At 73.6% G+C, this 22,075-nt stretch carries 21 protein-coding genes; 15 read left to right on the top strand and 6 right to left on the bottom strand.

What is annotated here, in order from left to right; translation table 11 throughout:
* Positions 1–61: 61 nt before the first annotated feature.
* The 4 genes from IO33_RS0108480 to IO33_RS0108465 all read left to right on the top strand — a co-directional run bounded on the left by IO33_RS0108480 (position 62) and on the right by IO33_RS0108465 (position 4,671).
* Entirely contained in the window at positions 62–1,138 is a 1,077-nt protein-coding gene (locus IO33_RS0108480; RefSeq protein WP_031162050.1) for a quaternary amine ABC transporter ATP-binding protein, read from the top strand.
* Positions 1,131–2,945: an ABC transporter permease/substrate binding protein gene (locus IO33_RS0108475; protein ID WP_031162047.1), complete on the top strand. Its 1,815-nt coding sequence runs from the start codon at positions 1,131–1,133 to the stop codon at positions 2,943–2,945. The genes IO33_RS0108480 and IO33_RS0108475 overlap by 8 nt, the downstream gene beginning before the upstream one ends.
* A 384-nt stretch (positions 2,946–3,329) precedes the next feature.
* Positions 3,330–3,899, top strand: coding sequence for a helix-turn-helix domain-containing protein (locus IO33_RS0108470; protein ID WP_031162045.1), 570 nt, complete (start codon positions 3,330–3,332; stop codon positions 3,897–3,899).
* Positions 3,900–3,921: 22 nt separating this feature from the next.
* On the top strand, positions 3,922–4,671 hold the full coding sequence (locus IO33_RS0108465; RefSeq protein ID WP_031162043.1) for a helical backbone metal receptor: 750 nt from the start codon (positions 3,922–3,924) through the stop codon (positions 4,669–4,671).
* On the opposite strand, the gene IO33_RS0108460 is transcribed toward IO33_RS0108465, so the two are convergent.
* Positions 4,583–5,746, bottom strand: a complete 1,164-nt coding sequence (locus IO33_RS0108460; protein WP_031162041.1) for a TDT family transporter — start codon at positions 5,744–5,746, stop codon at positions 4,583–4,585. The genes IO33_RS0108465 and IO33_RS0108460 overlap by 89 nt on opposite strands.
* A 70-nt stretch (positions 5,747–5,816) precedes the next feature.
* Between IO33_RS0108460 and IO33_RS0108455 the strand changes: the two genes are divergently transcribed.
* Together IO33_RS0108455 and IO33_RS0108450 are read left to right on the top strand one after the other, a co-directional pair.
* On the top strand, positions 5,817–6,740 hold the full coding sequence (locus IO33_RS0108455; RefSeq protein WP_031162039.1) for a LysR family transcriptional regulator: 924 nt from the start codon (positions 5,817–5,819) through the stop codon (positions 6,738–6,740).
* 108 nt (positions 6,741–6,848) lie between these two features.
* Positions 6,849–7,802 carry a phosphotransferase gene (locus IO33_RS0108450; RefSeq protein ID WP_031162037.1) on the top strand — a complete coding sequence of 318 codons (954 nt, stop codon included), beginning with the start codon at positions 6,849–6,851 and terminating at the stop codon, positions 7,800–7,802.
* A 99-nt stretch (positions 7,803–7,901) separates the two neighbouring features.
* On the opposite strand, the gene IO33_RS0108445 is transcribed toward IO33_RS0108450, so the two are convergent.
* Together IO33_RS0108445 and IO33_RS0108440 are read right to left on the bottom strand one after the other, a co-directional pair.
* Positions 7,902–8,588, bottom strand: coding sequence for a gamma-glutamyl-gamma-aminobutyrate hydrolase family protein (locus tag IO33_RS0108445; RefSeq protein ID WP_031162035.1), 687 nt, complete (start codon positions 8,586–8,588; stop codon positions 7,902–7,904).
* Between the two features lie 53 nt (positions 8,589–8,641).
* Entirely contained in the window at positions 8,642–9,379 is a 738-nt protein-coding gene (locus IO33_RS0108440) for a FadR/GntR family transcriptional regulator (protein WP_031162034.1), read from the bottom strand.
* A gap of 96 nt (positions 9,380–9,475) precedes the next feature.
* Between IO33_RS0108440 and IO33_RS0108435 the strand changes: the two genes are divergently transcribed.
* From IO33_RS0108435 to IO33_RS0108425, 3 genes are read left to right on the top strand one after another with little or no spacing between them, the layout of a single operon-like run.
* Complete coding sequence (locus IO33_RS0108435) at positions 9,476–10,840, top strand: glutamine synthetase family protein (RefSeq protein WP_031162032.1); 1,365 nt, start codon at positions 9,476–9,478, stop codon at positions 10,838–10,840.
* Positions 10,841–10,875: 35 nt separating this feature from the next.
* Positions 10,876–12,264, top strand: a complete 1,389-nt coding sequence (locus IO33_RS0108430; RefSeq protein ID WP_031162030.1) for an aldehyde dehydrogenase family protein — start codon at positions 10,876–10,878, stop codon at positions 12,262–12,264.
* On the top strand, positions 12,261–13,043 hold the full coding sequence (locus tag IO33_RS0108425) for a 3-oxoacyl-ACP reductase (protein ID WP_031162027.1): 783 nt from the start codon (positions 12,261–12,263) through the stop codon (positions 13,041–13,043). The genes IO33_RS0108430 and IO33_RS0108425 overlap by 4 nt, the downstream gene beginning before the upstream one ends.
* A gap of 11 nt (positions 13,044–13,054) precedes the next feature.
* Here IO33_RS0108425 and IO33_RS0108420 read toward each other — a convergent pair whose 3' ends face one another.
* Positions 13,055–14,257 carry an amino acid deaminase/aldolase gene (locus IO33_RS0108420; RefSeq protein WP_031162025.1) on the bottom strand — a complete coding sequence of 401 codons (1,203 nt, stop codon included), beginning with the start codon at positions 14,255–14,257 and terminating at the stop codon, positions 13,055–13,057.
* Between the two features lie 275 nt (positions 14,258–14,532).
* Between IO33_RS0108420 and IO33_RS52300 the strand changes: the two genes are divergently transcribed.
* Together IO33_RS52300 and mycP are read left to right on the top strand one after the other, a co-directional pair.
* Positions 14,533–16,515 (top strand): hypothetical protein, encoded by a 1,983-nt coding sequence (locus IO33_RS52300; protein WP_280921761.1) that lies wholly within the window; start codon positions 14,533–14,535, stop codon positions 16,513–16,515.
* Positions 16,512–17,699, top strand: a complete 1,188-nt coding sequence (gene mycP, locus IO33_RS0108410; RefSeq protein WP_031162021.1) for a type VII secretion-associated serine protease mycosin — start codon at positions 16,512–16,514, stop codon at positions 17,697–17,699. The genes IO33_RS52300 and mycP overlap by 4 nt, the downstream gene beginning before the upstream one ends.
* Before the next feature lie 188 nt (positions 17,700–17,887).
* Here mycP and IO33_RS0108405 read toward each other — a convergent pair whose 3' ends face one another.
* Positions 17,888–18,832: a serine hydrolase gene (locus IO33_RS0108405; RefSeq protein ID WP_031162019.1), complete on the bottom strand. Its 945-nt coding sequence runs from the start codon at positions 18,830–18,832 to the stop codon at positions 17,888–17,890.
* A 128-nt stretch (positions 18,833–18,960) separates the two neighbouring features.
* On the opposite strand from IO33_RS0108405, the gene IO33_RS0108400 reads away from it, so the two are divergent.
* Complete coding sequence (locus tag IO33_RS0108400) at positions 18,961–19,692, top strand: SseB family protein (RefSeq protein WP_031162016.1); 732 nt, start codon at positions 18,961–18,963, stop codon at positions 19,690–19,692.
* Position 19,693: 1 nt separating this feature from the next.
* Here IO33_RS0108400 and IO33_RS0108395 read toward each other — a convergent pair whose 3' ends face one another.
* On the bottom strand, positions 19,694–20,050 hold the full coding sequence (locus IO33_RS0108395; protein ID WP_031162014.1) for a DUF1844 domain-containing protein: 357 nt from the start codon (positions 20,048–20,050) through the stop codon (positions 19,694–19,696).
* 381 nt (positions 20,051–20,431) lie between these two features.
* On the opposite strand from IO33_RS0108395, the gene infC reads away from it, so the two are divergent.
* The 3 genes from infC to rplT all read left to right on the top strand — a co-directional run bounded on the left by infC (position 20,432) and on the right by rplT (position 21,897).
* Complete coding sequence (gene infC, locus IO33_RS0108390) at positions 20,432–21,109, top strand: translation initiation factor IF-3 (RefSeq protein ID WP_078963406.1); 678 nt, start codon at positions 20,432–20,434, stop codon at positions 21,107–21,109.
* 113 nt (positions 21,110–21,222) lie between these two features.
* Positions 21,223–21,417 carry a 50S ribosomal protein L35 gene (gene rpmI, locus IO33_RS0108385; protein ID WP_003977225.1) on the top strand — a complete coding sequence of 65 codons (195 nt, stop codon included), beginning with the start codon at positions 21,223–21,225 and terminating at the stop codon, positions 21,415–21,417.
* Between the two features lie 96 nt (positions 21,418–21,513).
* On the top strand, positions 21,514–21,897 hold the full coding sequence (rplT, locus tag IO33_RS0108380; protein WP_006141703.1) for a 50S ribosomal protein L20: 384 nt from the start codon (positions 21,514–21,516) through the stop codon (positions 21,895–21,897).
* Positions 21,898–22,075 lie beyond the last annotated feature (178 nt).

The following is a 22,075-nucleotide window of genomic DNA, read 5'->3' as shown; positions in this document are numbered from 1 at the left end:
CCATGTTGATCTCGGGGAGGCGCGGCCAGCTGCGTCCCTGCCCCCGAGACGAGAGGTACGCGTGCAATCGAGGCTTGAGGTCGAGCACCTGTTCAAGGTGTTCGGCAGACGACCGGACGACGCGGTGGAACGCCTGCGGCAGGGCGCCGAGAGAGAGGAACTGCGCGCCGACGGAACCACCGCCGCCGTGATCGACGCCTCGTTCCGCGTGGAGGCCGGTGAGATCTTCGTGGTCATGGGCCTGTCGGGCTCCGGCAAGTCCACCCTGCTGCGCATGCTCAACGGCCTGCTGGAACCGACCGCGGGCAGCGTCCGCTTCGACGGCCAGGACCTGACCGCGCTCACCGCCCGCGAACTGCGCGAGCTGCGCTCGAAGAAGATCAGCATGGTGTTCCAGCACTTCGCGCTGTTCCCGCACCGCAGCGTCCGCGACAACGCGGCCTACGGCCTGGAAGTGCAGGGCGTGCCCCGCGCCGAGCGCGAACGCCGCGCCGACGAGGCGCTCGCCCTGTGCGGCCTGGCCGGCTGGGAGAAGTCCTGGCCCGACGAGCTGTCCGGCGGCATGCAGCAGCGCGTCGGCCTCGCCCGCGCCCTCGCCACCGACGCCGACCTGCTGCTGATGGACGAGTCCTTCAGCGCCTTGGACCCGCTGATCCGCCGCGACATGCAGGACCAGCTGCTGGAGCTGCAGAAGACCCTGAAGAAGACCATCGTCTTCATCACCCACGACCTCAACGAGGCCATGCGCCTCGGCGACCGCGTCGCCGTCATGCGCGACGGCCGCATCGTGCAGACCGGCACCGCCGAGGAGATCCTGCTGCGCCCCGCGAACGACTACGTCGCCTCCTTCGTCCAGGACATCGACCGCTCGCGCGTGCTGACGGCGGGCGCCCTCATGGACACCTCGGTGACGGCCGCCGCCCCGCTGTGCGGCTGCGAGACCGCGACCCGCGAGACCCCGTTCGCGCAGCTGTGCGCGATCAGCGCCCGGCTGTCCCACCGTGTCTCGGTCGTGGACGCGGCGAACCGGGTCGTCGGTGTCGTCGCCAGGCAGCGGCTGGTCGGCTTCCTCGGCGACGAGACGGCCGCTCCCGCCCCCTGCGACAACCCGGAGGGGACGGTGATCAGCCGTGCCTAGGATCCACCTCGGCGACTGGGTCGACTCCGGCGTCAAGTGGCTGCTCGACCACCTCTCCTGGCTCTTCGACGCCGTCAAGGCGGTCATGGAGAGCATGTACGACGGCATCGACGCCGTGCTCGGCGCGCCCCAGCCGCTGCTGACGGCCGGCATCCTCGCCGTCCTCGCCTGGTGGCTGCGCGGCCTCACCGCCGGTGTCCTCGCCTTCGCCGGGTTCGCGCTGGTCGACTCGCTCGCCCTGTGGGACGAGGCCATGTCCACGCTCTCCCTCGTCCTGGTGGCCACCGTGCTCGCGCTGGTGATCTCCGTCCCGCTGGGCATCTGGGCGGCCCGCTCCAGGACGGTCAGCGCGACCGTGCGACCCGTCCTGGACCTGCTGCAGACCATGCCGTCGATGGTGCTGCTGATCCCGGCCATGCTCTTCTTCGGCCTCGGCACCGCCCCCGGGGTCGTCGCCACCCTGATCTTCGCGCTCGCCCCCGGCGTCCGCATGACCGAGCTGGGCATCCGGCAGGTCGACGCCGAACTCGTCGAGGCCGCCGAGGCGTTCGGCACCACCCCGCGCCGCATCCTCTGGCGCGTCCAGCTGCCGCTCGCCCTGCCGACCGTCATGGCGGGCGTCAACCAGGTGATCATGCTGGGCCTGTCCATGGTCGTCATCGCCGGCATGGTCGGCACCGGTGGCCTCGGCGGTGCCGTCAACGAGGCCATCGGCCAGGTCGACATCGGCCACGGCTTCGAGGCGGGCGTCGGCATCGTCGTCCTCGCCATCTACCTGGACCGGATCACCGGCGCGCTCGGCACCCAGCTCTCCCCGCAGGGCCGCAGGGCCGCCGCGAAGGCCCGCACGCGCGTGTGGTCGTACCGCCCGCGCCCGGCCGTCGCGGGCGTCGGCGTGGTCGTGCTCGCCCTGGTCGCGGGCGGCATGGGCGTCTTCGGCCGCTCCGCCGGCACCTCCGGGGCCTCCGGCCCGGACATCGGCAAGGGCAAGGAGATCAGGATCGGCTACATCCCCTGGGACGAGGGCATCGCCTCCACCTTCCTCTGGAAGGAGATCCTGGAGGAGCGCGGCTTCGAGGTCACCACCACCCAGTACACGGCGGGCCCGCTCTACACCGGCCTCGCCACCGGCCAGCTCGACTTCCAGACCGACTCCTGGCTGCCCACCACCCACGCCGAGTACTGGAAGAAGTACGGCACGCAGCTCGACGACCTCGGCAAGTGGTACGGCCCCACCTCCCTGGAGCTGACCGTCCCGTCGTATGTCAAGGACGTGAACTCTCTGGCGGACCTCAAGGACCACGCCTCCGAGTTCGGCGGGAAGATCGTCGGCATCGAGCCCAGCGCGGGCATGATGGGCCTGCTCAAGAGCAAGGTCCTCAAGGAGTACGGCCTTCAGGGCCGCTACGACGTGATCGACGGCTCCACGTCGGCCATGCTCTCCGAGCTGAGGCGGGCCTACACCAAGAAGCAGCCGGTCGTCGTCACCCTCTGGTCCCCGCACTGGGCCTACAGCGACTACGACCTGAAGAAGCTCAAGGACCCCCGGGGCGCCTGGGGCAAGGGCGACGGCGTGCACACCCTGGCCCGTAAGGGCTTCGCCGCCGACAACCCGCAGGTCGGGCGCTGGCTGAAGGACTTCTCCATGACCGAGAAGCAGCTCACCGGCCTGGAGTCGCAGATCCAGAAGGCCGGCAAGGGCGAGGAGCAGGAGGCCGTCCGCGGCTGGCTCCGCCGGCACCCCGGGCTGCTCGACCAGTGGGCCCCGGTCGCCAGGAAGGACGCCCGGAGCCGGGCGGCCGGGTGACCTGACCCTCCCGGACCGCCACCCGAGGGGCGGGCGCCGCCGTACGCCGCAGGGCGTTCGGCGGGCCCGCCCCTCGCGGCATCACGGGGTACGGCAAGAATCCGGCCAATCACTGAGGGTGATGACCGTTGGCCTGTGCGGAGGCGTGCGGCCCAGCTGGTCGGCATATTCACCCCCGCTGGGTACTCGGCCCCAGGAGATCCCGAGCCCCTGTCGCGCTGGCGCGAACCGTGAGGGTGGGGGCTCCGCGGTGTGCCGGGGATGTGACAGGGGCGTGAAACGGTTTGCCGAACATGCGTAGGGTGCAGAGAAGTCATCAGACGGGTCCGTCCCGACCCGGGCACCCGGACAGCGGCACGACGAGCGAGGGAGGGAGCCGGAGCGATGGGCGACCACAAAGAACAGCCCGTGCGGGTGGGCGCGGCCGTCCGGCGGCGCCGCCGGGCCCTGGAGCTGACCCTCGCCGTCGTGGCCGAGCGCAGCGGTCTGTCGGTGCCGTTCCTGAGCCAGGTCGAGAACGACCGGGCCCGTCCCAGCCGCACCTCGCTGGAGAAGCTGGCCGACGCCCTGCGCACCACGGCCGTCGAACTCCTTGCCGCCGCCGACCCGGCGGCCAGCGTGGACGTCGTGCGCGCCGACCCGGCCGACCCGGACGACTTCGAGCCCCGCACCCGTTCCCTGGTGCGCGGCCACCACCAGCTGCACGCCTCCGAGTTCATCGGCGACCACGACGCCGGCCGCGAGTTCCAGCACCGCAACGACGAGCTGATGTACGTCGCCGACGGTGCGGTGGAGATCGAGGCGGAGGGGCGCGCGTATCGCCTCGGTCGCGGCGACACCCTGTATCTGACCGGCGGGGTACGGCACCGCTGGCGGGCGACGGTGCCGGACACGCGGGTCATCGTGGTGGCGGTCGCCGAACACATCGAGGCCGTACAGGACCGCTCACGCTAGCCGGTCGCCCGAGGATCTCGTCATGGCCGGTTGCGCACGTCCCCCCGCCGGGGCGCGGGTCGTCTCCCTGGTGCCGTCTCTCACCGAGGCGGTGGCCGTCACGCTCCCCGGAGCCCTCGTCGGCGTCACGGACTGGTGCACCCACCCGGCCGGCCTGGACGTCACCCGGATCGGCGGCACGAAGAACCCGAAGCTCGACCGCATCCTCGCCCTCGCCCCCGACCTGGTGATCGCCAACGAGGAGGAGAACCGCGCGCCGGACCTGGACGCCCTGCGCGCCGCGGGCCTTCGCGTGCTGGTCACCGAGGTGCGGAGCGTGCCGCAGGCCTTCGCGGAGCTGGACCGGGTGCTCGCCGCGTGCGGTGCGCCACGGCGTCCGGGCTGGCTGGAACGGGCGGAGGCCGCCTGGACGGCGCCGCCGCGGCCGCAGGGGCGTACGAGGGCGGTCGTACCGATCTGGCGCCGGCCCTGGATGGTCCTGGGCCGGGACACCTTCGCGGGCGACGTCCTGGCCCGGCTCGGCGTCGACCACCGCTACGCCGGCCACCCCGAGCGCTACCCCCGCGTGCCGCTGGAGGAACTGCGCGCGGCGGCCCCGGACTTGGTGGTGCTGCCCGACGAGCCCTACCGCTTCACCGCCGACGACGGCCCGGAGTCCTTCCCCGGGCTGCCCTGCGCCCTGGTCAGCGGGCGGCACCTGACCTGGTACGGCCCGTCGCTGGCCGAAGCACCCCGGGTGCTGGCCGAGGCGCTGGCAGCAGCTCGCCGCTGAGCAGGCCGCGCACGGTGCCGACGGCCGCCGCCGACCAGGCGACGGCGAGCAGCGCGTACAGCCCGACGGCCAGCCCGTCGTAGACGACGAGCCCGGTGTGCCGGGCGAGCACCGCGGCGGCGGTGACACACGTGCCCACCGGGAAGGTGAACGCCCACCAGGTCATCGCGAACCCCATGCCCTGCCGCCGGGCCCGCACCACGTGCACGCTCGCCAGCGCCAGCCACAGCAGCGCGAACCCCGTCACCGGCACCCCGTACAGCACGGCGAAGACGCCGAGGCCGCGGTCGTACGGGGCCGGTACGACCCCGGGAGCGGCGTCCGCGATCCTGCCGACCGCGGTGGCGGACTGTCCGAGCGGACCGAGGACCAGGAACACGGTCGGGGTGAGCGCGAGCGGCAGCGGGCCGCAGGTGACCAGCCGGGCGAAGACCAGGGGCAGCATCAGCAGCGTCGCGGACAGGCTCAGCCCGAACAGCGAGAGACAGGCCAGCAGCAGGGTCTCGCGGGGCTGTCCGGCCGGCAGATGCGGCACGAGCAGCGGGCCGAGCGCGGCCGACACCATCGGCGCGACCAGCGGCAGCAGCCACACCGGCGTCGCCTGCGCGGGTTCGACGCGATGCCGTACGGCCATCAGGTAGGGCACGGCCACGGCGGCCGCGAGCCCGACCGCCGTACCGGCGGTGAACAGCACCGTGTCCAGGGCCACCGCCGTGCCGGCGCCGATCAGGTCCTGCCCGGCCGTCAGGGCGCCGCCGCCGACCGACAGCAGGGCCATGGACAGGCAGCCGTAGAAGGGGGCCGTGGCCGGGTCGAGGAGGTCGGCGCGGGCCTGGTCGCGGTGGTGGGTCCAGTGCAGGGCCCGGGCCGCCAGCAGGGCGACGAGCATGATCAGGGACAGCGCCCAGGCGCCCTCGAAGAGATCGCGCAGCGCTTCCGCGTGCGCGGGCAGCGTGAGGCCGGCCGAGCCGAGGACGGCGGTGCCCATGACGGAGGCGTACCAGTTGGGCCCGAGGCGGCGGAGCCGGGCGCGGGGGACGGAGGGGACGGGGAGGGGCTCGGCTACGGTGACCACACCTCCAAGGTCGCGCCCCGGCCCGTCCCTGACCAGGAGGTTCCTTCCTATGGGGGCATAAGCTGGTCTTATGAGCGAGGAGCAGGGGCGGCGGGAGCGCGCGGAATCACTGGCCCACCGGGTGCCGGACCTGGCCGCACTCGAACTGCTGCTGGCGGTGGCGCGGCTGGGCAGCCTCGGTGCGGCGGCGCGCGAGGTCGGCATCACCCAGCCCGCCGCCAGCAGCCGGATCCGCTCCATGGAACGGCAGCTGGGCGTGGCCCTGGTCGACCGCTCGCCGCGCGGCTCCCGGCTCACGGACGCCGGGGCCCTGGTGACGGACTGGGCCGGCCGGGTCGTGGAGGCGGCGGCGGCCTTCGACGCGGGGGCGCGGGCGCTGCGGGACCGGCGGGACTCACGCCTGAGGGTCGCTGCGAGCATGACCATCGCCGAGTACCTGCTGCCCGGCTGGCTCCTCGCGCTGCACGCCGAACGCCCCGACACGGCGGTGTCCCTCCTCGCCGGCAACTCGGCGAAGGTCGCCGAGCTGCTGCTGTCCGGGGAGGCTGACCTCGGGTTCGTGGAGGGGCTGACGGTACCGACGGGCCTGGACTCCGCCGTCATCGCCCATGACCGGCTGATCGTCGTCACCGCCCCCGGCCATCCGTGGGCCCGCCGCAGGCGTCCCCTGACGGCCCATGAGCTGGCGGTCACGCCGCTGATCCTGCGTGAGCGCGGCTCCGGTACCCGCCAGGTCCTGGACGCGGCGCTCGGCGGCCTCGCCCGTCCCCTGATCGAGCTGTCCTCCACCACGGCGGTCAAGGCGTCGGCGGTCAGCGGCGCGGGCCCCTCCGTCCTCAGCGAGCTGGTGGTGGGGGAGGAGCTGTCGACGCGGCGCCTGGTCAGCATTCCGGTGGAGGACGTCTCGCTGCGGCGTGAGCTGCGCGCGGTCTGGCCGACGGGGCATCGGCCGACGGGACCCGCACGGGAGCTGCTGTCGCTGACGCGGGGTTAGTGCGGCTTCGCCGCGTACCTCGCCGCACCCGGGAGCGTCCCGCGACCCCTACGGCGCCCCCGCAAAACCGCTGGCCACGCCGCTCACCGGCCCGGCACCATGGCCGGCATGGCTCTCACCGCCCCGCCCGCCACCGGCGTCCGCGCCCCCTGGGAAGACCTCCCCGCCGCCGTCCGGCACGCCGTCGGCGAGATGCTCGGAGCGCCGGTCGTACGGGCGCGGACACAGCGCGGCGGTTTCTCCCCCGGCGTGGCGGCGCGGGTGCGCACGGCGGCGGGCGGTACCGGCTTCGTCAAGGCGGTGAGCGCCGAGGCCAATGCGCACAGCCCCCGCCTGCACCGCCGGGAGGCACGCAACGCCGCCGCGCTCCCGGCCGCCGTACCCGCGCCCCGGCTGCTCGGGACGTACGACGACGGCACGTGGGTGGCGCTGGTCTTCGAGGAGGTGGCGGGGCGGCAGCCGCAGGTGCCCTGGCGACCGGACGAGCTGCGCCGGGTGCTCGACGCCGTGACCGTGCTCGGCCGTACCGGCACGCCGTGCCCCCTCGACGTTCCGTCCGTCGCGGACGACCTGGCCGAGGACTTCAGCGGCTTTCGCAGGCTCCTGGACGGCGTGGCCGGTGACGTGCGCGACCGGCTCGGTGCCCGGACCGCCGCCCGGCTGCCCGACCTCGCCGCGCTGGAAGCCCGCTGGACCGAGGGCGCCTCGGGGGACACCCTGGCCCACGGCGACCTGCGCGCGGACAACGTGCTGCTCACGGGCGACGGTGGCGTCGTCTTCGTGGACTGGCCGCACGCCCTGCGCGCCGCGCCCTGGTTCGACCTGCTCGTCATGCTGCCGTGCGTGCGGGCACAGGGCGGCCCCGATCCCGAGGAGGTCTTCACCGCGCACCCGCTGGGCCGGGACGCCGACCCGGACGCCGTGAGCGCCGCGCTGGCCGCCCTCACGGGTTACTTCCTGCGCAGTTCCCTGAACCCGCCGCCACCGGGCCTGCCCACGCTGCGCCCCTTCCAGCGCGCCCAGGGCGAGGCAGCCCTGGAGTGGCTCGGAAAGCGGCTGTGACCACCTCCCGAAGGAGTGTCCCGAAGTGGCGAGGGGCAGCGGCCGCCCCTCGGGCACCTGTGCCCCCGGACGGCCGCGTCCCTGCCGGCGCTGTCCCGCTCAGCCCGCGGCGGTGACCAGCGCCCGCATCACGCGCGGGTCCTCGCCCATCTCGGGGTGCCACTGCACGCCCAGCACCCAGCCGCGGTCCGCCGGCAGCTCGACCGCCTCCACCGTGCCGTCCGCCGCGTACGCCGACGGCACCAGTCCCGTGCCGAGCCGGTCCACGGCCTGGTGGTGGTACGTGGGCACCGTCGTCTCCTCCGGGACGATCCCGGCGTACAGACTGCCCGGCACCGGCTTCACCGGGTGGCCGCCGAACACGCCGACCGCCTCCGTGTGCCCCTCCAGGTGCTGCACCAGCGTCCCGCCGAGCGCCACGTTCAGCAGCTGCATGCCCCGGCAGACGCCCAGCAGCGGTGTCCCCGCGGCCAGGGCGGCTTCGATCAGGGCGAGTTCCCAGGCGTCGCGGGCCGGCGCGGGCGGGCCGCTGCGGGGGTCGCGCTCGGCGCCGTACCGGGCCGGGTCCACGTCCGGGCCGCCCGCGATGACCAGCCCGTCGAGCCGGGCCACCGTCGCCGCCGCCTGCCCGGGCGCGTCCGGCGGCAGCAGGGCGGCCAGCCCGCCGGCCCGCTGCACCAGCCGTGGGTAGGCGGCGGGCAGCAGGGCCGCCTCCAGTTCCCACACGCCCCAGCGGGCACCGGTCTCCAGATACGTGCTCACACCGATCAACGGCCGTCCGGTCACGCCGCCCTCCCAGTCATCCAAAGGTGCACGCTCATACCTTTGCAGAGTGAGGGTCATGTCAGGAAGCCCCGCAGCAGCGCCGCCGTGCCCGCGCAGTGCTCGCGCATCATCTCCCGCGCGCCGTCCGCGTCCCCGTCCAGCACCGCCTCCACCAGCGCGGTGTGCTGGCGCTGCGAGTGCTCCAGGTTGCGCACCAGCAGCGGGATGCAGTCGAGCAGGTCGTTGACCGTGGCCCGGACCGCCGCGTACTGGGCGGTCAGGGAGGGGGACCCGCACAGCTCGGCCAGCGTCAGGTGCAGCAGGGTGTCCGCGCGCCGGTAGTCCGCCAGCGGCGCCTCGTGCGTGCGGTCCAGCGCCACGCGCAGCCGGTCCGCCTGCTCCTGTGTCAGTCCGTGCGCCGCGCACAGCCCGGCCGCGCCCACCTCCAGGACCTCGCGGAACCGCAGCATGTCCTCGATGTCGACCTCGGCGATCCGGCGCCGCAGCTCGTCCTCGCCGCCGGCGTCCGTGCGCGGCAGCACGAACGTCCCGCCGTAGCGCCCGCGCCGTGCCTCCACCAGCCCCTGGTCGTGGAGCACCTTCAGCACCTCGCGCAGCGTCACCCGGCTGATGCCGAGCCGCTCCGCCAGCTCCCGCTCGGCCGGCAGTCGTTGCCCGCCCGGCACCAGGCCGAGCCGCACGACCTGGAGGATCTGCTCCAGCGCCTCCTCGAAGCCGTTGCCCGCCCGCACCGGCCGCAGCACCGGAGCGAGCCGGTCACCCACCCCCTGAGTGTCACTCTCCCAGGACATCCGGCCTTACCCCCTTCCCAAGCAATGGTTCTGAGCAATACCTTATGGCTCCCGGCCCGGCCGAAAAAGCGCGAAGGCGCCGAAGGAGGCTCTCCCGTGGCAGACCGCACACCCCCGCTCAGCGTCGAGGAACTGCACGCCCTCGTCGCGAGTGGTGAGATCGACACTGTCGTCCTGGCCTTCCCCGATATGCAAGGGCGTCTCCAGGGCAAGCGGTTCGCCGCCCGCTTCTTCCTCGACGAGGTCCTGCACCACGGCACCGAGGGCTGCAACTACCTCCTCGCCGTCGACACCGAGATGAACACCGTCGACGGCTACGCGATGTCCTCCTGGGAACGCGGCTACGGCGACTTCGCCATGCACCCCGACCTCGCCACCCTGCGCCGCATCCCCTGGCACCCCGGCACCGCCCTGCTCGTCGCGGACCTCGCCTGGAACGACGACTCCCCGGTCGTCGCCGCGCCCCGCCAGATCCTGCGCCGCCAGCTGGAGCGGCTCGCCGAGCTCGGCTACACCGCCCAGACCGGCACGGAACTCGAGTTCATCGTCTTCAAGGACAGCTATGAGGCGGCCTGGGACGCGGGCTACCGGGGCCTGACCCCCGCCAACCAGTACAACATCGACTACTCCATCCTCGGCACCGGCCGCATCGAACCCCTGCTGCGCCGGCTGCGCAACGACATGGCCGGCGCCGGCCTCACCGTCGAGTCCGCCAAGGGCGAGTGCAACCCCGGCCAGCACGAGATCGCCTTCCGCTACGACGAGGCCCTCGTCACCTGCGACCAGCACGCGCTGTACAAGACGGGCGCCAAGGAGATCGCCGCCCAGGAAGGCGTCTCGATCACCTTCATGGCCAAGTACAACGAGCGCGAGGGCAACTCCTGCCACATCCACCTCTCGCTCGCCGACGCCGACGGGAACAACGCCATGGCGGGAGACGGCGAAGGCGGCATGTCCGACGTCATGCGGCACTTCCTCGCCGGACAGCTCGCCGCCCTCCGCGACTTCTCCCTCCTGTACGCCCCGAACATCAACTCCTACAAGCGGTTCCAGCCCGGCTCCTTCGCCCCCACCGCAGTCGCCTGGGGCCACGACAACCGCACCTGCGCCCTGCGTGTGGTCGGCCACGGCCGCTCCCTGCGCTTCGAGAACCGCCTCCCCGGCGGGGACGTGAACCCGTACCTCGCCGTCGCCGGCCTCGTCGCGGCCGGCCTGTACGGCATCGAGCACAAACTCGAACTCCCCGACCCCTGTCCCGGCAACGCCTACACCGCCGGCTTCGAGCACGTCCCGACCACCCTGCGCGAGGCCGCCGAGCTGTGGGAGAACAGCCCGATCGCCAAGGCCGCCTTCGGCGACGAGGTCGTGGCCCACTACCGCAACATGGCGCGCGTCGAACTGGAGGCCTTCGACGCCGCGGTCACCGACTGGGAACTGCGCCGCTCCTTCGAACGCCTGTGACAACGCCTGTGACAACGCCTGTGAAAGGTGATCACGTGTCCGACCCGCACGAGCTGACCGTCCTCAACCCCGCCACGGAAGAGGTCGTCGCCACCGTCCCCGCCGCGAGCGAGGAGGACGTGGCCGCCGCCGTCGTACGGGCCTCGCGCGCCCAGACCGGCTGGGCCGCACTCGCCCCCGCCGACCGGGCCCGGCTGCTGCGCCGCTTCGCCGACACCGTCGACGCCCACGTCGAGGAACTCGCCCAGCTGGAGGTCCGCGAGGCCGGTCACACCGTCGGCAACGCCCGCTGGGAGGCCGGCAACGCCCGTGACCTGCTGCTGTACGCGGCCGGCGGTGCGGAGCGCCTCCTCGGCCGGCAGATCCCGGTGCCCGGCGGCTGGAACGTCACCTTCCAGGAACCCCTCGGCGTCGTCGGTGTGATCGCCCCCTGGAACTTCCCCCTGCCGATCGCCGCCTGGGGCTCCTTCCCGGCGCTCGCGGCCGGCAACGCCGTCGTCCTCAAACCCGCCGAGACCACCCCGCTCACCGCGCTCCGCCTCGCCGAACTGGCCCTTCAGGCGGGCCTGCCCGAGCACGTCTTCCAGGTGCTGCCCGGGTACGGCCACACCGCCGGACGCGCCCTGGTCGACCACCCGGACGTCGCCAAGATCGTGTTCACCGGCTCCACCCGCACCGGCCGCGAGGTCATGGAGCGCTGCGCCCGGCTGGTCAAGCCGGTCACCCTCGAACTCGGCGGCAAGAGCCCCAACATCGTCTTCGCCGACGCCGACCTCAGGGCCGCCCTCGACCCCTTCTCCTTCCTGGACAACTCCGGCCAGGACTGCTGTGCCCGCACCCGCGTCCTCGTCCACGCGTCGGTGTTCGAGGAGGCCCGCGAGTTCCTCGCCGACGCGCTGGCCGCCGTCGTCGTGGGCGACCCCGCCGACGAGAAGACGCAGATGGGCCCGCTGATCTCGCGGCAGCAGCTGGACCGCGTACGGGCGTACGTTCCCGAGGACGCCCCGGCCCTGCGCGGCAGCGCCCCCGACGGCCCCGGCTTCTGGTTCCCGCCGACGGTGCTCACCGGCGAGCGGCACGACAGCCCGGCAGCGCGCGAGGAGATCTTCGGCCCCGTCGCCGTCCTGCTGCCCTTCACCGACGAGGAGGACGCGATCCGCCTCGCCAACGACACCCCCTACGGCCTCTCCGGCTCCCTGTGGACCCGGGACCTCGGCCGCGCCCTGCGCGTCTCCCAGGCCGTCCGCGCGGGCAACCTGTCCGTCAACTCCCACTCCAGCGTCCGCTACTGGACCCCGTTCGGCGGCTACAAGCAGTCCGGCCTCGGCCGTGAACTGGGCCCCGACGCCCTGACCGCCTTCACCGAGACCAAGAACGTCTTCATCAGCAACGTCTCCCCCAGCACGGAGGGCCCCGCACAGTGACCGCAGAATCTGTTTGCCGCCGCCTGGTCGGCCGTACCGCCGTCGTCACCGGAGCCGGCAGCGGCATCGGCCTCGCCACCGCCCGCCGGCTCGCCTCCGAGGGCGCCCACGTGGTCTGCGCGGACGTGGACGAGGCCCGCGGCAAGGCCGTCGCCGACGAGGTCGGCGGACTCTTCGTGAAGGTCGACGTCACCGACCCCGAGCAGGTCGAGGCGCTGTTCAAGACGGCGTACGACACCTACGGCAGCGTCGACGTCGCCTTCAACAACGCCGGTATCTCCCCGCCCGACGACGACTCCATCCTGGAGACCGGTCTGGAGGCCTGGAAGCGGGTCCAGGAGGTCAACCTCACCTCCGTCTACCTGTGCTGCAAGGCCGCCATCCCCTACATGCGCCGGCAGGGCAGGGGGTCCATCATCAACACCGCGTCCTTCGTGGCGCGGATGGGCGCGGCGACGTCGCAGATCTCGTACACCGCGTCCAAGGGCGGCGTACTCGCCATGTCCCGCGAGCTGGGCGTGCAGTTCGCCCGGGAGGGCATCCGGGTCAACGCCCTCTGCCCGGGACCGGTGAACACCCCGCTCCTGCAGGAACTGTTCGCCAAGGACCCGGAGCGGGCCGCCCGCCGGCTCGTGCACATCCCCCTCGGGCGGTTCGCCGAGGCCGAGGAGATCGCCGCCGCCGTCGCCTTCCTGGCCAGCGACGACTCCTCCTTCGTGAACGCCACCGACTTCCTGGTGGACGGCGGCATCGCGGGCGCGTACGTCACGCCCGTGTAGGGCGCGACCCGTCAGAGGAACGTGTGTCCCTCACCCCGGTAGGTGGGCACGGTCGCGGTGACCGTGCCCCCCTCGATCAGGTGCAGGGCGTCGAACCGCTCGCACAGCTCGCCCGCCTTCGCGTGCCGGAACCACACCTTGTCGCCGATGAGGAGGTCGTCGGCGGGCGAGCCGAGCAGCGGGGTCTGCACCTCGCCGGGCCCCTCCTGGGGGTCGTACGCCAGCCCCTCCGGCAGGTACGGCACCGGCAGCCGGTCGGGGCCGGCCGCACCGGAGGCCGGATACCCGCCGCCCAGCACGGTGACCACGCCGACCCCGGGGCGCCGTACGACGGGCTGGGCGAACAGGGCCGCCGGACGGCCGGTGAACGAGGTGTAGTTGTCGAAGAGCCGCGGCACGTACAGCCCCGAACCGGCGGCGATCTCCGTCACGGCGTCCTCGGCGGCGGTGTGCTGCACACTGCCCGTCCCGCCGCCGTTGACGAACTCCAGGCCGGGGACGACGGCCCGCACCGCGCGCACGACCGCGGCGCGCCGCTCCGCCAGCTCCCGGCGGGCCGCCGCCTGCATCAGCCGGATCGCCCGGGACCGCAACGGCCGTCCGGCCACCGCGTCCCCGACGCCCGCGACATGCCCCTCGTACGCCATGATCCCGACCAGCCGGAAGCCCGGCCGCCGGGCCACCGAGCGGGCCAGCTCGGCGAGCTGGGCGGGGGAGCGCAGCGGGGAGCGCCGCGCCCCGACCCGGACCCGGCCGCCCAGCAGCCGCAGCGAGGTGTCCAACTCCAGGCACACGCGCACCGGTTCACGTCCGCCGTCGCGGGCGGCGTCGATCAGGTCGAGCTGCGCCGGGTCGTCCACCATCACGGTCACCGCACCGGCGAGCTTGGGATCGGCGGCCAGCTCCGCGAACCCGCCGCGGTCGGCGGACGGATAGGCCAGCAGGACGTCGTCGAACCCGGAGCGGGCCAGCCACAGGGACTCGGCCAGGGTGAACGACATGATGCCCTGGAAGCCGTCCTTCGCCAGGACGCGCTCCAGCAGGGCACGGCAGCGCACGGACTTGCTGGCGACCCGGACCGGCTTGCCGGCGGCCCGGCGGACGAGATCGGCCGCGTTGGCGTCGAAGGCGTCCAGGTCCACGATCGCGAGAGGGGCGTCGAGATGGGCGGTGGCCCGGTCGTAACGGGCCCGGTCGGCGGCGCGCGCAGTCATGACGGAAGCGTGCCAGACAGGATTACCGCAGGGTAGGGGGACGTTCCGGGCAGATGCCCCGGGGCCCCGGACAGGTTCGGTCTTGGCCCCGGACAAGCCGTAGAGTGACGCGCACGTACGGCGGAAGGCGCTCGGCCGCTTTCACCTGAACCGGGATGCCGGTCCGGCCGTACGGGTATGCGTGCCCGGAACGGAGCTTCCGCACCGGGTGCGGCCGAGCAGCGCAGCGGCCCGCGTACGTGAGGACGGCCCGGGCACGAGGAAACGGGGGGTGCATGAGCACGGAAGCGCGCCACGCACCCATCCCCCCGCGCCCCTCGGCCCCACCCCGCCCGGCCGTCCCGCCGCGCCCCTCGGCCCCGCCCGCCCGCCCGGCCGGCGCGGGCACCGAGCCGCCCGCACCACGCACACCCCAGCGCCCACCGGCACCCGCCCAGGCGCCCCAGCCGGCTCCCGCCGTTTCGTCCGAGGACCCCGACGACGAGCCGTCGGTCTTCACCCCCCGCACACCCCGCCCGCCCGCCGGAGCCCCGGCCCGTACCGACCTGCCGCCCGCCGGGGGCACCGCACCCGCCGACGGCCCCCCGGCCGCGGGCAACGGCCCGGCACGCGGCGGCTCGCCCGTCGCCGGAGGCTTCGCCCACGAGCGCCGGTCGTCCACGGGTGACCTCGCCCGCAACGGCCTGACCGGCACCGGTGGCTTCGCGCGTGAGGGTCTGCCCGGTGCGGGTGGTCCCGCCGGCGACGGCCGGGAGTCTGCCGCGGGGTTCGCGCGCCAGGGTTCGGGTTCCGCCGGGCGGTCGGCGGGTGAGGGTGTGTCCTTCACCGACGACTTCGCGCGTGCCGGCCGGGAGTCCGCCTCGGGGTTCGTGCGCCACGGTTCGGCTGCGGGCACCGGCACCGGCTCGTCCTCCGCCGGTGCTGACGGGCGGGACGGCCGGACGACCGCCGGCGGTACCGGACGGCCGTCCGCCGGTGGCTCCGGACGGGCCCTGGGCGAGGGCCCCGCGGCGGGGGAGGGTGCCGAAAGGGGTGCCGGCGTGCGCGGCCGGTATCCCAGGGGGCCCGAGGGCGCCGAGCCCGCCGTTCCGCCCCCGCCGCCCGCCTCGGCCCGGTTCCCCGATGCTCCGCCCAGCACGGGGCGTGAGCCGCGTAGGGACGGCTCCGTCCCCCGCACGGACCCGGCGCCCCGGCGGCCGGGACGTCCGGCGGAGACCTCCGCGGAGACGACGGCCCGGCTCCGGCAGGTCACCGGGTCCGCGGAGTCCGGGAGCTCCGGCGGCGCGCCCGTGCCTGCCGCGCGCGGGGGTGAGCGCCGTACCGCCGCCGTGTCCGCCGGGCGCGCGCAGGCGGAGTGGAGTCCCCTCGCGCCCGCCCGTCCGGCCGGCCCGGCGGCCTCCACGGTCTCGGCCGTGCCGGACCCGGCGCTGTCCTGGAGTGCCGCCGCGGCCGCGCGGCCCGTCGTGTCGTTCGCGGAGCCCGAGGCCTTCGGCGAGCCGGCCCCGCACCTGGTGGGGCGCCGCACCGCCGTGGCCGCCGCCTGTCTCGTGCTCGGCCTCGGCCTCATCGGCGGTGCCGTGACCGGGATCTGGCTCACCGACGACGGGGACGACGCCCCGGGCGACCACTTCGCCAGCGCCGGGACGCTCTGGCACAACGCCCCCGTGGACCAGCTCTTCCCGCCCACCGTCCAGGGCACCGGTGCCGGCCCCGGCGGCGCCGACCGCACCTGGAGCAGGATCGCCGTGGCCCCGGACAGCGGCTGCGCGCACGCCTTCGACCCGCTGCTGCAGAAGGTCCTCGCCCCCGTCGGCTGCCAGCGGCTGCTGCGCGCCACCTACACCGACGCCACCCAGAGCTACGTCACCACGGTCGGCCTGCTGTTCACCAGGGCCGACCCCGCCGCCATGTCCGCGCTCGCCCACCGTTTCCGCACCGAGCGCCTGGACCGGCGGACCGATCTGATGCCCCGTCCGTACGCGGCCGAGGGCACCCCCGCGGCCGGCTTCGGGGACAAGCAGCGCGCCTCCTGGACCATCTCCGTCCTCACCGACGCCCCCGTCGTCGCCTACGCCGTCTCCGGCTGGGCCGACGGCCGCGGCGTCGACGCGCCCCAGGCCGCCGCCGACGCCGTCAGCGACGGTGCCACCACCGCACCGGCCCAGGCCGGTCTCGGCAACGAGGCCCAGGGCCTGGCCGACCGCATCGAGCGGCGCCTGCGCCAGAGCATCGGCACGGCCACGGAGAAACCCTCATGAGGCGATCGATATGCGGCCGCGCCCGCGCTCACCGGGCCGGAGCGGCGGTGAGCCTGCTGCTCGGCGGCTCCCTCGCCCTGCTGCCGTCCACCGCGGCCCACGCCGACGGCATCCGCGTCCAGCAGTGGGCTCTGTCGGCGCTGCACCTGGACGAGGCCTGGCACACCACCAAGGGCCGCGGCGTCACCGTCGCCGTCCTGGACACCGGCGTAGAGGCCGACCACCCCGACCTCGGCGGCAACGTCCTGCCCGCCAAGGACATGATCGGCTTCGGCGCCGGGCCCGGCGACCGCACATGGGCCCGGCACGGCACGGCCATGGCCGGCATCATCGCCGGGCACGGCCACGGCCCGGGCGGCACCGCCGGCGTCATGGGCGTCGCTCCCGAGGCGAAGATCCTGCCCGTGCGGGTGATCCTGGAGGACGGCGACCCCGCCCGCGCCAAGGCCCGCACCAGCCGCGGCAACGCCCTCGCCGACGGCATCCGCTGGGCCGCCGACCACGGTGCCGACGTCATCAACCTCTCCCTCGGCGACGACTCGAACTCCGCGCATCCCGAGCCCAGCGAGGACGAGGCCGTGCAGTACGCCCTGAAGAAGGGCGTGGTGGTCGTCGCCTCCGCGGGCAACGGCGGCGACAAGGGCGATCACATCTCCTACCCGGCGGCCTACCCCGGCGTCATCGCCGCGACCGCCGTGGACAAGTACGGCACCCGCGCCTCCTTCTCGACCCGCCGCTGGTACTCGGCCGTCAGTGCGCCCGGCGTCAACGTGGTCATCGCCGACCCCGACCACAAGTACTACGAGGGCTGGGGCACCTCGGCCGCCTCCGCCTTCGTCTCCGGCGCGGCGGCGCTGATCAAGGCCGCCCACCCGGACCTGAGCCCGGCCCAGGTCAAGTCGCTCCTGGAGGACACCGCCCGGGACGCGCCGGTCGGCGGCCGGGACGACTCCCGCGGCTTCGGCATGATCGACCCGGCGGCGGCGCTGAAGGCGGCCGGACGTCTGAGACCGCAGGGCCTGCAGGTGGCGTCGTACGGCGAGAAGTACTTCGGCGCCGGCCCGGACGCCCCCGAGGCCACCTCCTCGGCCTCCGACTGGGCGGGCCCGCTGGCCGGCAGTGCCGGCGGGGTCCTGCTGGTGGCGGGCGTGGTGCTGTGGCGGGGCCGCAGGAAAACGGTCTGAGGGTGCGGCGTCTTCCGCACCGGCTCCGGCAGCTGTGCGGCGAGGGCCTGCCGGAGCGGACACCGGCAGGGGGACGGCGGCGGCCACGAGGCCACCGGCTGTGAGAGATCGGCGAGTCGGGCGTACGAGAGGCACTGCGCTCCAGATCACCCGACGCACACATCTCGATCGCTGCCGGTTCCTACCGATCACTTGCCGGTGAACGCCGACACCGCCGCCTGTGCCGCCTCCTCCACCAGCGCGATGCCCCGGGCCTGGCTCCGCGTGCCCTCCGACAGCACCGCGACCAGGTGGTCGGTGCCGTCCACCGTCACCCGTCCGATGCTGTTCACGTCCCACAGCCCGGTCGTGCTGCGCGCCAGCCAACCGTTCTTCAGCGCCCACGAGCCGCCCTCCGCGGCGGCCGACACCCCCCACTGCTGGTCCGCCTCGACCGACTTCATCAGCGCCTGCAGAGATGTCCGGGAGGCCGCGCTCAGCCGGGAGTCCGCCGTGAACACCTGCCGCAGCAGGCGGAGTTGGTCCGCCGCCGTGGTCTGTGTCAGACCCCACAGCTCACCCTCGCCGCCCTGGGTCGCCGTCAGCCCCAGGCGCCGGTTGGCCGCGTCCAGGCCGGCCGCCCGCCCGATGGCGTGCCACAGCGTCGTCGCGGACGCGTTGTCGCTGTTCTCGATCATCTTCGTGGCGCACGCCTGCTCGGCCGCCGTCAGCCGCCGTCCCGCGTCCTGCGCCTGGAGCAGCAGCGCGGCCAGGATGTCGACCTTGACGATGCTCGCCGTGTCGAAGGCCGCGTCGCCGTACGCGGCGCTCTCACCGGAGTCCACCGCCAGCACCGCGGCCGACACCCGCGCGCCCGAGGGCACGCTCACCCCCGCCATCGCCTTGCTCAGCAGCGCGTCCCGGTCCACCGCCGGCTCCGTCACGGTTGCCTCCCTTCCCGCCCCGGCCGGGGAGGCGACCGGGGGCGCCGCCGACGATACGGCCGCCGCCCCCGGGCACGCCCGCGCCTTCACATACGCGGTGCCGCCGGCCGTGACCCCGCCCGCCGCGACCACGGCCGGCCCGGCGTACAGCAGCGGACGGCGCCGGGGCGGACGCGCACGACGGCCGCGGCGGGCTCTTGAGGACTCCATGGCCGCGATGCTCGGACCGCGGACGTGCGCCGCGTGGGACGCGCACGAGACGGGGATCAGGGAACGCTGAGACTTCGGTGAAGGCTCCCGTGCGGCGGTCCGGGGAGGTGCCTATAGGGTCGGTGACCGTGGCGAACAAGAACATTCCCGACCCCGGCTTCTCCGACGACGACGGCTCCGCCGACCCCGCACTGAGTGCCGCGCTCGCCGCCTGGGCCGAGGACCGCGGCGCCCTGGCCCCCGTGCTCCAGGCGCTCAAGGGCGCCCGCCTGCTCGTCCCCGTCGTCGCCGTGCTCGGCGAGGTCGAGGAGGACGAGAACGGGCTGCGCCGCGAGAAGACCAGCGACATGGCCGTACCCACCCTGAAGTCCGGTCACCGCACCGCCCTGCCCGCGTTCACCTCCACCGACGCCCTCGCCCGCTGGGATCCCGAGGCCCGTCCGGTCGCCGTACCCCTGCACCAGGCGCTCCAGGCCGCCGCCCACGAGAAGGCCGACACGGTGGTGCTGGACCTCGCCGGACCGGTGCCGTTCGAGCTGACCGGCCCGGCGCTGCTCGCCCTCGCCGAGGGCCGCACCAGCACCGACCCGCTCGCCGACCCGGCCGTCGTGGCGGCGGTGCGGGCGGTCGTGGCGGCGGAGCCCGCCGTGCTGCGCGCCCACCTCGGGCCCGGACAGGCCGACGGCACCCTCGCCCTCGTCCTCGACCCGGCCGTGGCGCCCGCCCCGGCCGCCCGTGCGGTCGCCGAGCGTCTCGCCGCCGACGGAACACTGAGGGCCCGCCTGGTGCGCGGCCTCGACCTGGCACTGCTGCCGGCCGGGACAACGCCTCCGGGCGAGCCCCTGTACATCAAGGAGTAGGTCAGCCGTAGACCGGGCCGGTGTACTTCTCGCCCGGTCCCTGGCCCGGGTCGTCCGGGACGATCGACGCCTCGCGGAACGCCAGCTGGAGCGACTTCAGGCCGTCGCGCAGCGGGGCCGCGTGGAAGGAGCTGATCTCGGTCGCGCCGGCGTCCAGCAGACCGGCGAGCGCGGTGATCAGCTTGCGGGCCTCGTCCAGGTCCTTGTACTTCTCGCCCTCCTCGCTCAGCCCGAGCTTCACGGCGGCGGCGCTCATCAGGTTGACGGCGACCGTCACGATCACCTCGACGGCGGGGACCTCGGCGATGTCCCGGGTCATCGCGTCGAAGTCGGGGTTCTCAGGAGGGGTCTCACTCATGCCCCACACCATAGGCGGTCCGCCGACGAGGTCCTCGATTAGCCCTTCCCCGGCGGTCCTGCTAACCTTGTGTGACGACCGGCTGGACATCCCCTGCGAACAACAGGGCGCCCAGCCCACAAGTGGAGGCTCCGAACTCCCACCTGACCGTCCTCCGGGACGGCGGGTCACCCGGTCAGGCGGCCACCATCGTTCCGTACGGACGATGGAGCCGCCCGAACTGCGCCCCGCGGTCACCGCGGCGGTGCTCCGGTAGCCGTTGGAGCCCCCGCCTGTGATCGGCCGGGGCATTTTTTGTGCGTCGGCGCGGTTAGGTCTTAGGAACAAAGACGTTACGCGGCTGTCCGCCAGACCGTCGCGTGGTGCTACCGAGGAGGATCCATCAGCGCCGAGCCCCGCATCAACGACCGGATTCGCGTTCCCGAGGTGCGACTTGTCGGTCCCAGTGGCGAGCAGGTGGGCATCGTCCCCCTCGCTAAGGCACTGGAGCTTGCGCAGGAGTACGACCTGGACCTGGTCGAGGTCGCGGCGAACGCCCGTCCGCCCGTGTGCAAGCTCATGGACTACGGGAAGTTCAAGTACGAGTCGGCCATGAAGGCCCGTGAGGCGCGCAAGAACCAGGCGCACACGGTCATCAAGGAGATGAAGCTCCGGCCGAAGATCGACCCGCACGACTATGACACCAAGAAGGGTCACGTCGTCCGGTTCCTCAAGCAGGGCGACAAGGTCAAGATCACGATCATGTTCCGTGGTCGCGAGCAGTCCCGGCCCGAGCTGGGCTACCGGCTGCTGCAGCGTCTCGCGGAGGACGTCCAGGACCTCGGTTTCGTCGAGTCGAACCCGAAGCAGGACGGCCGCAACATGATCATGGTCCTCGGTCCGCACAAGAAGAAGACCGAGGCGATGGCCGAGGCCCGCCAGGCGCAGGAGGCCCGCAAGGCCGAAGCGAAGGCGAACCCCGGTAAGTCGCAGAACGCCGCGGACCCGGACGCTGTGAACGCCGAGGCCCACGACGAGGTCCTTGACGAGGCCCCTGCCGAGGCTTCCGCCGAGGCGTGATCCCGGGGGACGTACGTCCCCGAGGATGTAACCGATACAAGAGAGCGACGCTCCATCGTGCCCGGTTTCACGACCGGGCACCGGAGCGCCACCGACGAGGAGATAACGGCGCTATGCCGAAGAACAAGTCGCACAGCGGTGCCAGCAAGCGCTTCAAGATCACCGGCTCCGGCAAGGTGCTCCGCGAGCGTGCCGGCAAGCGCCACCTGCTCGAGCACAAGTCGTCCCGCGTCACGCGTCGCCTCACCGGCAACGCCGAGATGGCCCCGGGCGACGCCGCGAAGATCAAGAAGCTTCTCGGCAAGTGACGGCGCGGCGCCCTGAGCGCCGTGCGTCTGGACCGGGACCGAATCGATTCCGGGTCGTGTGAGTACCCCCACGACCCCGCTACAAGGAGTTAACAAGTGGCACGCGTCAAGCGGGCAGTCAACGCCCACAAGAAGCGCCGGGCGATCCTCGAGCAGGCCTCCGGCTACCGCGGTCAGCGCTCGCGCCTGTACCGCAAGGCCAAGGAGCAGGTCACCCACTCGCTGGTCTACAACTACAACGACCGCAAGAAGCGCAAGGGCGACTTCCGTCAGCTGTGGATCCAGCGCATCAACGCCGCTGCCCGCGCCAACGGCATCACCTACAACCGCTTCATCCAGGGTCTGAAGGCCGCGAACGTCGAGGTCGACCGCAAGATCCTGGCCGAGCTGGCCGTGAACGACGCGAACGCGTTCGCCGCGCTCGTCGAGGTCGCGCAGAAGGCACTGCCGTCGGACGTCAACGCGCCCAAGGCTGCGTGACGCCGCGCCGGCTCTAGGCCGACGTTCACTGGAGGACCCGCAGGCTTCACGGCTTGCGGGTCCTGCTGTTGGGGGCGGGCCGGCCATTCCGTTCCGTCGCGGCTCGGTGGGGGCTGATCGTGCGGTTCCCCGCGCCCCTCACGGGGCGTTCCAGCGCGACGGCGCTGCACGACGAAGA

Origin of the sequence: Streptomyces durhamensis (assembly GCF_000725475.1) — a bacterium.
GTDB classification, from domain to species: domain Bacteria; phylum Actinomycetota; class Actinomycetes; order Streptomycetales; family Streptomycetaceae; genus Streptomyces; species Streptomyces filipinensis.
The sequence above is the reverse complement of the archived record's forward strand: the minus strand, read 5'-3'. Positions and strand labels throughout refer to the sequence as shown.

Coding starts and splice junctions, on each gene's coding strand:
- IO33_RS0108440 (WP_031162034.1), bottom strand. CDS start 9,379: ATGTCCTGGGAGAGTGACACTCAGGGGGTGGGTGACCGGCTCGCTCCG.
- IO33_RS0108405 (WP_031162019.1), bottom strand. CDS start 18,832: ATGGAGTCCTCAAGAGCCCGCCGCGGCCGTCGTGCGCGTCCGCCCCGG.
- IO33_RS0108450 (WP_031162037.1), top strand. CDS start 6,849: ATGGCTCTCACCGCCCCGCCCGCCACCGGCGTCCGCGCCCCCTGGGAA.
- rpmI (WP_003977225.1), top strand. CDS start 21,223: ATGCCGAAGAACAAGTCGCACAGCGGTGCCAGCAAGCGCTTCAAGATC.
- IO33_RS0108465 (WP_031162043.1), top strand. CDS start 3,922: ATGGCCGGTTGCGCACGTCCCCCCGCCGGGGCGCGGGTCGTCTCCCTG.
- IO33_RS0108455 (WP_031162039.1), top strand. CDS start 5,817: ATGAGCGAGGAGCAGGGGCGGCGGGAGCGCGCGGAATCACTGGCCCAC.
- mycP (WP_031162021.1), top strand. CDS start 16,512: ATGAGGCGATCGATATGCGGCCGCGCCCGCGCTCACCGGGCCGGAGCG.
- IO33_RS52300 (WP_280921761.1), top strand. CDS start 14,533: ATGAGCACGGAAGCGCGCCACGCACCCATCCCCCCGCGCCCCTCGGCC.
- IO33_RS0108420 (WP_031162025.1), bottom strand. CDS start 14,257: ATGACTGCGCGCGCCGCCGACCGGGCCCGTTACGACCGGGCCACCGCC.
- IO33_RS0108470 (WP_031162045.1), top strand. CDS start 3,330: ATGGGCGACCACAAAGAACAGCCCGTGCGGGTGGGCGCGGCCGTCCGG.
- IO33_RS0108395 (WP_031162014.1), bottom strand. CDS start 20,050: ATGAGTGAGACCCCTCCTGAGAACCCCGACTTCGACGCGATGACCCGG.